Here is a 9995-nt window from a genome sequence, read left to right as displayed (position 1 = left end):
TGGTGGTGATTTCGGTGGCGGTGGCGCCTCCGGCAACTGGTAACCGGTGAACGCATCCATGGCTTCCACGACCCGACATCACCACGCGCGCGCCGTGCCCTGACCCATCTGCTGACAACCTCGTCGCATGCAAGGCGGGCGTTTCCGCCGGCGGATCTGCAAAAGCTTGAAGCCGCCGTGCGCGAAGGCGAACAACACCATCGCGGCGAAGTGCGCGTCGTCATCGAGAGCTCGTTGCCCGTGCGCGACGCCTGGGCCGGGATGTCGCCGCGGCACCGTGCCCGGACGTTGTTCGGGCTGCTGGAGGTGTGGAACACGCGCGAGCACGTGGGCGTGCTGCTCTACATCAACCTGGCCGATCACGCGGTCGAGATCCTGGCCGACCACGGTATCGCCGCCAAGGTGGACGCACACGCGTGGCGCACCATCTGCGCGACCATCACGCGTGGCTTTGCGCAGCGCGTGACCATGGCGCCGGTGCTCGACGCGCTGGCGCAGATCAACGACCTCCTCGCCGCGCACGTGCCTTCCGATGGCACGCCGCGCACCAATGAGCTGAGCGACCGGCCGGTCGTGCTGTAACGGCGCTACGTTGAGTGAGGCTGCCAAGCAGCGTCCCAAGCCCGGGGCTGCCGCCACATCCGTCGCCTTGTTTCGCCAGAGATCCGACTGCAGGTGCACATCCACGGCACGTGTTTCAGTTCTGATACGAAAGCGCACGCGCGAAGGAACGCATGGGCAACACGCCCAGGCAATCAGGCGCCTCATCTTTTAGGATGACCTGATGGGCGCCGCCCCTCAGGCATCTGCTTCATGTTCTGCGGCGCCGTCACCCACATCGCCGAGAAGCCGTTACGCCATTTCCGTGACGCACATGTGCGTCGTGCGATACGAAGGCACCTGCTACGGTGCTCTGCATTGCAGGATTTGCGAACCATGTTTCATGAATGCAACCATTCGAGGCCCCTCTGGTTGCCCCCGAGTTTTTGCATCGCACCAGGCAGTTAACGTCACTTTTTGCGTCCGTTTGCGCGATGCATTACGCACAAATCACCTCCGTTTGAGGCGATTTCCAATGACCCCTGCCACTATCCGGCACGTATCCAATACGAAACATCCGACTAGCGCCTGCCACTGCAAATACCTTGATTCCGGCTGGAATCGTTGTGGCTCAACGGTTTATCCGCCGTGGCATGGTCGTCGCTCTAGTGTCCAGGCCAGCAAGGCCAATCAGTGATCCGGAGGCTCGGCAATCAAACCAGAGCGACGTGAAACGCCGCCGCCGAGACCGCAGGACAGATTCAAGACGGAGTGCAAATCCAACGGCACTCCGAGGGGAAGCTCAGAACAAAGGCGGTGCAGCGGCCACACCAGATGGCCAGGCACCCAAGAACACGCCCGATACAGCCATTCATAACGGCCTCGGGCAATGCGAGGGGAGTCCACTCGTAGCAGTGAAAGTCGAATTAGAAGTTGTCCGGGGGTAATGTCGGTGCGAACCGACGTCAAAGCCAGTCTCGAACAAACGAGACCGCCAGGTTGCCAGGCATGCACCGCACGCCGACAGCCCCATGGTGCATAGAGGTTCCTCCCCCAGACTGCATTTGCGGACGGACGGCTTTCCGCCCTTGTCCGACGGTTGACTTGGCAGTCCATTGGTGGCCGCAACAGCAGTGCGCGGCCCCATAGAAAAACGTTGGGGGAAAACATGAACGCGTACATCAACCGCCCGTTGCTTTATGTTTCACTGCGTCACGATGCAACGCGTTGCCGCTACCTGGCTCAACAGGGCTGGCAACTGCTCTTCGCCAACAACCGCCGCGACCTTGAAGCGCTGAACCTGTGCGAAGAGTCCGTCCTGGGCGGTCTGCTGGATCTGGATTGCGGTTACTCCGACACCGAATTGGAAGAACTGGAACCTTGGCTTGCCCGGCAGAACATTGGCTGGATCGGAGTGGTTGGCAACGGTGACATGTTGTCTGACCCGATGCGCAAGCTGCTCGGCCTGTACTTTGTCGACTACTACAACATCCCGTGCGACAGCGCCGAATTGGCACACGCACTGGGGCACGCCGTCGGCATGGCACACCTGCGCCCGGCGGCAACGCTCACACGCGATACGCTGCGCCCCGATGGCATGATCGGCAACTGCCTCGCCATGCAGGGCCTGTTCCGCGGCATCGAGAAGGTCTCGAAATGGGATACGCCCGTGTTGGTCTCGGGCGAATCCGGCACCGGAAAAGAACTCGCGGCACGCGCAATCCACTGCGCCTCGCGCCGCGCCGGCCAGCCATTCATCGCCGTCAATTGCGCGGCCATTCCCCCCACGCTGCTGATGTCCGAACTGTTCGGCTATGAGCGTGGCGCCTTCACCGGCGCCGTCAAGCGCAAGCCCGGCCGCATCGAAATGGCGCACGGCGGCACCCTCTTCCTGGATGAAATCGGCGACATGCCGCTAGAAAGCCAGACCAGCCTGCTGCGCTTTCTCGAAACCGGCTGCATCGAACGGCTGGGCGGCACGGAGTCGGTTGCCGTCGACGTGCGCGTCATCTCAGCCACCCATGTCGACCTGGAAGCGGCCATTGCGGCGGAACGCTTTCGCGGCGATCTCTATCACCGCCTCTGCGTGCTGCGCGTCAAGCAACCCGCACTGCGCGAGCGCGACACCGACATCCTGCTACTGGCCGAACATATCCTCAACAGCGTGCGCAGCCATTCGCCCGAGCACATCAAGGGGTTCTCACCGACGGCCCTGCGTGCGCTCAGCGTGCACACATGGCCGGGCAATGTGCGGGAGCTGATCAACCGCATCCGGCACGCCGCGGCCATGTGCGAAGACGGCATCATCAAGCCGGCCGATCTCGACCTGCAGCCACCCGTCGAGCCGTCGCGCCCGCCTACCCTGGCCGAGGCCCGGGAAGCAGCAGAGCGCTGTGCCGTCAAAGAAGCCCTGCAACGCAATCATGAACGGCTCATCGACGTGGCCGAAGAACTTGGCATCTCACGCGTCACGCTGTTCCGGATGATGCGCGAGCACAAGCTGCAGATCCGCAAGGGCGAACTTGGGATGGTGTGTGTGCAGGGGTAAAGGCAAGGGGAATGGCGGGGACAGAACAAAAAACAGGGGCGGACCATGTCAGTCAGCCAGCAGGGGACGGCGCGGGTTGACCCAGCGCCGAAATCGAGGGGGGGAGGTTGGCAGGGGTCCCGCCGACTGTATGTGTACGGCGGGGCCCTGCTCTTCCTTGAGTATTTCCTGCTCGGCGTGTGGTGGTGGGGCCACCACATCTTGCAGAACACCACCATTCCCTCGCCGGGGTGGGATCTGGCTGTCTTCTGGAGTGCCGCCAACCTGGCCATCACGCACGGCGCGACAACAGCGTATGACTGGGGGTTGTTGCGCGCTACGGAAGCCGCCATCCTGCCGCCCGACATCTTTGGGCCGTTCTCCTATCCGCCAACGTTTTTGCTGCTGATCTACCCGATCGGCGTGTTGTCGTTTGGTGCGGCCACGGTGGCCTTCTCGGGCTGCGGCATTGCGCTCTATCTGGGGATGCTCAACAAAACGCTGCGGTCGGTGCCAGGCGCGCTGCGGCTGCCTTGGCTCATTCCGGCGCTTGCATTTCCTGGTGTGTGGGTCACGCTGGTCACGGGGCAGAATTCGCTCTTCACCGCAGCAGCGGCGGGTGCGGCGCTGGTGCTGCTGCGGCGATCTCCGGTGGCGGCAGGTGCTTGCATCGCCATGCTGTGCATCAAACCGCAACTGGGCATCCTGTTCCCGCTATACCTACTCTGCGAGCGCCAGTGGCGCACGCTCGCAGCGGCGGCGTTCTTCTCGACGCTGACTTTAGCGGTGAGCTGGCTCGCATTTGGCACAGCCACCTTTGTTGCCGCCGCGAGAAGCATGGCCATGTTCCGCCACGCTATTGTCGAGAACGGTGGTGTGATCCTGTACGGCGCGCCAACGGTATTCGGCACGCTGCGGTCCGCCGGGTACTCGACCACGGTGTCATATGCGGCTCACGCCGGCGTGGCGATGCTGGTGATTGCGGTTTGCGTTTGGTTATGGCGCAGCGCCTGCCGCTTTGAGTTGCGCGCTGCCTCACTGCCCGTTGCGACGCTGATGGTGCAGCCCTATCTCATCTACTACGACCTCGCTTGGCTCGCTTTGCCGATGGCCTGGCTTGCGGTGGATTTTGTACGCTACAGCAGCAACCGATTCGAAAATGCGGTGCTGCTTGCCGCCTGGCTGGTACCTGCACAAGGCCTGTTCGCTGTGCTTTCGCACCGGACAGGGCAATGGGCGCCGATCGTGCTGGTGGCCTTGCTCGCCATCATCGTGCGGCGCGCGCGTGCGCCACAACGCGTGATCGCACCGCACGAAAGCTTTGACGCTGCAACACCACCCGTTGCCGCGATTGGCGCACACGCATCCAACCCGGCACGGGGGACAACGGCGTGAACAGAAGCTTTGAGGGCCTGCGCGGCATCGCGGCCTTGTTTATCGTTGTGCATCACATGTTCTGCGCATGGCCGCACCCGCTGTCTGCCAATGCCTATCTCGCGGTGGACCTCTTCTTTGTCTTGAGCGGCTTCGTCATCAGCAGCGCGTGTGGCCCGCAGTTGTCGAATCTTGCATCGCTGCGCACGTTCATGATTCGCCGCATTGGCCGTCTGTGGCCAACGCACATCGCAACCACGGTCCTGGCCCTCATCGTGGCCCGCCATCTGCCGGCGTTTGGCGAGACGCTGGCACTCGCCACCATGTCGCAGGGCCTGAACGTCTTCCAGGCCGGCATCGGCAACGCCGTGAGCTGGAGCGCCGGCGACGAAATGTACGTCTACCTTCTGTTCGGTGCGGGTTGCATCCTGATGCGCGGCCGCACCCGCATGGTGGTATTCGCAGCGTTAGCCTTGACGGCGTGGCCGCTGGCCGCCTGGATCGAGATCGACCGAGCCTGTCTTCTCCAGGGCGGCTGCCTCAGTAAGTTGGTTCACCAATTCGGCTGGCTGCGGTGTATTGCGGGCTTCTTCATCGGCGCCCTCATTTATGAGTTCCGAGATCGCCTTATTCCCTGGGCGAGCCACCCCGTCTTTCAGGTGACGGCGTTTTCAGCAGCGCTGTTCCTGCTCATTTCGGCAGATGCCCTTCCCGGGTCTGCACTGACCGCGCCACTGACGTTCGGTGCGCTGATCGGTGCGCTCATCAGTGACCGCGGCCCCGTCTCGCGCATCCTCCAAACGCCAGCCGCGCAATATCTCGGCAAGGTGTCGTACCCGCTGTACCTTACGCATGGCGTCATGCTGCCGCTTGTCGTAAGCATGCCGGCAGACGTCGGGCTCAAGCAGCAACTTGTCACCTACGCGCTATTTCTCTTCTGGGCGTTTGCCTCCACCAGTTTGCTGCACAACTACGTCGAGTTGCCGTTTCGTAACCGGTTCAATCGGTGGGCTCAAGCCATGCCTGGCGCAGCCATACCCACCGCTCAAGGGGTTGCCGGCGTTAGGTTGCACGAGCACCAACACAGCGTCATTGGCAATCAGAACAAGCAAGCGTGAGATACACCAATGCGAACCACAGTCACAAGCCTGGAAGGTCTTCGCGGCGTGGCAGCACTGTTCGTCGTGTTCCACCATATGTGTTACGCACCACCGCATCGGCAATTTGACAGCGCATACCTCTGTGTTGATCTGTTTTTCGTCTTGAGCGGCTTCGTGATCTGTCGGGCCTATGGCGGGCAACTAACGAGCCGGACTCAGCTGCGCACGTTTGCCATCCGCCGCGTTGGGCGTCTTTGGCCAGCGCATATCGCAACGTCTGCACTGGCCATTGCCTTCGCTTATCGTGTTCCGTCGGTTGGCGAAGTGCTCGCGCTCGTAACCATGTCGCAAGGCTTGAACCTGTTCCCTAACGGCGTGGGCAACCTCGTAGGCTGGAGCATCAGCGATGAAATGTTCGTCTACCTCGCATTTGGCGCGCTCTGCTTCCTGCTGCAAGGCAAAGCGCGCATCGCGGGCTTCGCTGCGCTTGCTCTGATCGGATATGCGCTTGCCGTTTGGATCACGCTTAGCATCGATCGCTGCATGCTCACCGGAAAGTGCCTTGGCATGACGTTCAACTTCGGCTGGACGCGCTGCCTTGCCGGCTTCTTCATAGGTGCGCTGATCTGCGAGTTCAGGGATCGGGTCGCGGCACTGGCGAGGGGACGTGCCATTCAGCTCACGGCATCGGCCGCATCGCTATCTATGGTTATGTTTGCCAATGATCTGCCCGGTTCAGCGCTGTTTGCGCCATTGGTGTTCGCCACGCTGATCGGGTCGCTGTTAGCCGATCGTGGCCCGATCGCAAACCTCCTCCAGACCCGCCCCGCACAGTATCTTGGCAAGGTTTCATACGCGCTCTACCTCGGGCATGGTGTCTGGTTCCTGCAGATGCTCAGCGCAACGACCGGCACTGGCCTCAACGACAGGCTCATTCCCTATGCGTTGTTCCTATTCTGGACGTTCGGCATCGCACACCTGCTGCACAAATATGTAGAAGTGCCGTTCCGAGACCGATTCAATCGGTGGGCGCAATCCAGTGCTCAAGCAACACCGGTCTACAGTCAAATCAAGGAACCGCAACAATAAGCAGGCGAGCGCTGCGTCACCGAAGCCGTTCTTCAACGCGTGGTTCATAGAAGGACCATGATCGGAGCGGCCGGCGCAGCCACGAGACCATGCAACGCACGCCACATCGTGCCCGATCGCCGCGCGGGCCCCCTTCAGGACGTAAAACCACACGGCCCAGTCGCGGAACCAAAACCCGGAGCATCAATGCGACCAGAGCATGGACGGTCAGGTGACGCGCCGGGTCCGGTGTGGACTCCCCTGTGCCCAGACGCGCCTAACCGCGCTGACCTCGCACCATCTGAATCACGCGCCGCTCACCCGTCAACCGGTTGCGCAGCCGGCGCTCCTGATAGCGGCGCTTCACCAGGTAGATCGGGCGCCCCTTGGCCTCGTCGTAGATACGGCCAATGTATTCGCCCACCACGCCCAACCCGATCAATTGCAGGCCACCAAAGAACAGCAGCAGCGACAGCAGCGAGGCGTAGCCCGGCACATCCACACCCAGAACCATGGTGCGAGCGATGATGTAGCTGCCGTACACGAATGCCAGGCTTGCAATGGCCAAACCGATATACGTCCAGCTCCGCAGCGGCCAGGTGCTGAAACTGGTGATGCCTTCCAGCGCGAAATTCCACAGGCGCCAGCCGGAGAACTTCGACTGACCCGCGCTGCGTGCCTCCCGCTCGTACGGAACGATCACGGTGTTGAAACCCACCCACGCAAACAGGCCCTTCATGAATCGGTGCCGCTCGGGCAACTGCTTGAGCGCATTGACGACCGCACGGTCCATCAAGCGGAAATCGCCAACGTTTTCCGGCAGCTTCAGGTCGGACAACGTGTTGTGGACTCGGTAATACGCGGCCGCAGTCACCCGCTTGAGGAAGGTGTCGCAGGCACGGCTGGCGCGCTGTGCAAGGACCACTTCCGCCCCCTTCTGCCAGTGTGCCACCAGGGTGGGAATCAGTTCCGGCGGGTCTTGCAGATCAGCATCGATTGGGATGACGGCATCGCCAAGTGCCTCGTCAATGCCGGCCGTCAGCGCGGCTTCCTTGCCGAAGTTGCGTGTCAGATCGATCACCCGTACACGCTCGTCCATGCGGGACACCGCGATCAACTTCTGCAGGGTGTCGTCTTTGCTACCGTCGTTCACGCACACGATCTCGAACTGCATGAACTCGACCGACTCCAGGATCGGCACGACCCGTGCAAAGAAGGACTCCAGCGCCTCGCCTTCGTTGTAGAACGGTACAACCAGCGAAAGGAGTTGGTTTCTTTTGTAATCCAACATCATTGTTCTCCCCGTCCAAGGCGCCTTGGCACGCGGCTACGTGACGCGTTGCGTGTGCGCTCAAGATGAATACGGCGCGCGATATGCGCGAGTGCAAGCAGCAATACAAGTGGCATCAGTTGAAAGCCGAGTCGGTCAATCAAGAGCATTCCGCCCAGCGGCAAAAGCCACAGCAGGATGAGCCCTTCACGTTCACCGGGCAGCCACCCATCCCGCAACGCGTAGGAGGCCAGCCAGGCAATGGCCAGACCGAGGAACGCCAGGTCGTAGTCGTACAGGTAAGGGCTGGCGAGCATGCTTGCCGTCAGCACGGCTGCGGCACGCAGTGCAAAGCTGCAAGGCCGACTCCAGGCATAGGCGACTGCGGCACAGGCCGTGAAGCCCCCTATCAGATGCAGCACGTAGGCCAACATCACGCTGCCGTGCAGCATCTTGACCATGGCAAAGAGGGTGGGCATGCGCTCCAGATGGACTGCGCCGGCTTCCACTGCCGAGCGCGCCAACGCCGCGTTGTGCAGAAAGGCAATGAACGACTGCGGGCCGAACGCTGCCAGCGCCAGCACTGCCAGCGCGAGTGAGGTCAGCGCCATTGCAATCAACGTTTTCCAGGCTCCGGCGCACATCAGTGCCACCGGAAACATCACAGCCAATTGCGGTTTCACCGTCAGCAGGGCGAGCAACATGCCCGCTGCGATCGGGCTGGGGGGCCGCTTGGGGCGAGGGGAATGCAGCAACGTGAGCGCCAAACCAGCACATGCCGCCAGCAGCAACGCGTTCTGCCCCGTTGCGAGCACGACCGCAATCCCGGGAAACGCCGCGCACGGCAGCCATGCCTGCCGCCATAGCACGATTCGGCCGACAACCCACAGGAAACACCCGACGCTCATACTCAGGAAGACGAGCACGGCAAGCCAGTACGGCAGCAGCCCGAAGGGCGCGATGAAGGGCAGGAAGGTTGGCGGATAGAACCAGGGCAACAACCCCTGGGTTGTCGCCACCAGTGGGACGGTTGCCAGCTCCACGTTATGCAGCACAGCCACATCGTAGGCAGCGGGTGGGTGCCCTTGCAGCACCAACTGCGCAGCGCTCCAGAACACCAGAAAATCGCCGCCAAGCGGAAAGACACCCGCGACCTTCAACACGCTGGCGCGAACAGCCCAGATTACAAAGTACGCGACGTAGCAGGCCAGCGCAGCCATCGAGTACACGCGCACGCGGTCCGGGCCCAACCAGTGGCGAGCACCTGGTGCGGTTTCTGGGGGCGCCGTCGTAGCCTCGGGCGCCCTGTGCTTTAGAAGGTTCAAGGCGACGGCCATGGTGCCCTCACGCCCGCGTTGCCACGCGCCGCACAACAAGCGCCATCATGGCAATCAGAACCGCCGGCCCAAACTGCGGCAGCTTCAGGTAAGGATTGGCGTGCTCATAGAGCGGCAGTAGCCAGGCGACAACGAGCAGCGCACGATCGCCGCTCGACAGGCCATTGGCACTGTCATCACGCACACCGTCCCCTACCAACCCGGCAATGGCCAGTCCCAGCCATGTCAACTCGTAGTCACGCAGATATGGCGACACCATCAGCGTGGCAATCGCCAGCGCCGCAGCACGTAACTCAAACGCCGTCGTCCGCCGCCAGACATAGGCCATCGCGGCGGCCATCGCCAGCGCTGTCAACACCTGTACGGCGTACGCACCGGTCACGCTCGCCCCGGCCAGCCGGGCGGCTGCGATAGGCGTTGGCATGCCCCACCATAGGTTGGCGCCGCCCTCGATGAAGCTCGCCCGCACCCATTGCGCGTTGGCAAGGAACGCCGGCACCGTGCGCCAGCCGCAGACCAACACGCTGACACTCGCAAACACCACGGTTGTCAGCAGCGCGCTGGCCAGCGCCTTCCATGCACGCGAGATCACCAGGGCCAGCGGGAACAACACCGCCAGTTGCGGCTTGATGGCAAGCAAGCCGATCAGCACACCGGCAAGCACGGGGCGCTTGTTCAGGTGATACACGGCAGCCCCGGCCACACCAGCTGTCAACAGCGAGTTTTGGCCAGCGAGAATGGTGATAAGCGTTGCCGGAGCGGCCAGCACAGGCAACCAC

The 9995-nt window shown here is 62.3% G+C and carries 8 protein-coding genes; 5 read left to right on the top strand and 3 right to left on the bottom strand.

All coding sequences use genetic code 11. The features are described 5' to 3' along the window. The first annotated feature begins 177 nt into the window (after positions 1-177). The 5 genes from BEK68_RS06160 to BEK68_RS06140 all read left to right on the top strand — a co-directional run bounded on the left by BEK68_RS06160 (position 178) and on the right by BEK68_RS06140 (position 6630). On the top strand, positions 178-582 hold the full coding sequence (locus tag BEK68_RS06160; RefSeq protein ID WP_432761103.1) for a TPM domain-containing protein: 405 nt from the start codon (positions 178-180) through the stop codon (positions 580-582). A gap of 1126 nt (positions 583-1708) precedes the next feature. After that, on the top strand, positions 1709-3088 hold the full coding sequence (locus BEK68_RS06155) for a sigma-54 dependent transcriptional regulator (protein WP_012435011.1): 1380 nt from the start codon (positions 1709-1711) through the stop codon (positions 3086-3088). 132 nt (positions 3089-3220) lie between these two features. Then, the gene (locus tag BEK68_RS06150; RefSeq protein WP_249262901.1) at positions 3221-4462 is read left to right on the top strand and encodes a glycosyltransferase family 87 protein; all 1242 of its coding nucleotides are present in this window, start codon (positions 3221-3223) and stop codon (positions 4460-4462) included. Beyond that, positions 4459-5559 (top strand): acyltransferase family protein, encoded by a 1101-nt coding sequence (locus BEK68_RS06145; protein WP_004629679.1) that lies wholly within the window; start codon positions 4459-4461, stop codon positions 5557-5559. Before BEK68_RS06150 ends, BEK68_RS06145 begins: the two co-directional genes overlap by 4 nt. A gap of 9 nt (positions 5560-5568) precedes the next feature. Then, entirely contained in the window at positions 5569-6630 is a 1062-nt protein-coding gene (locus BEK68_RS06140) for an acyltransferase family protein (protein WP_012435009.1), read from the top strand. 256 nt (positions 6631-6886) lie between these two features. On the opposite strand, the gene BEK68_RS06135 is transcribed toward BEK68_RS06140, so the two are convergent. The 3 genes from BEK68_RS06135 to BEK68_RS06125 all read right to left on the bottom strand — a co-directional run. Continuing rightward, a complete protein-coding gene (locus tag BEK68_RS06135) occupies positions 6887-7900 on the bottom strand; it encodes a glycosyltransferase family 2 protein (RefSeq protein ID WP_004629683.1) in 1014 nt (337 codons plus the stop codon). Next, positions 7900-9099, bottom strand: coding sequence for a glycosyltransferase family 87 protein (locus BEK68_RS06130; protein ID WP_249262902.1), 1200 nt, complete (start codon positions 9097-9099; stop codon positions 7900-7902). The genes BEK68_RS06135 and BEK68_RS06130 overlap by 1 nt, the downstream gene beginning before the upstream one ends. A gap of 124 nt (positions 9100-9223) precedes the next feature. After that, positions 9224-9995, bottom strand: a 772-nt coding sequence (locus tag BEK68_RS06125) for a glycosyltransferase family 87 protein (protein ID WP_139111341.1), incomplete at its 5' end; no start/stop codon positions are given.

Source organism: Ralstonia pickettii, assembly GCF_001699815.1.
Taxonomy (GTDB): domain Bacteria; phylum Pseudomonadota; class Gammaproteobacteria; order Burkholderiales; family Burkholderiaceae; genus Ralstonia; species Ralstonia thomasii.
Note: the sequence above shows the minus strand (reverse complement) of the source record. Positions and strands in the feature narration are given on the sequence as shown.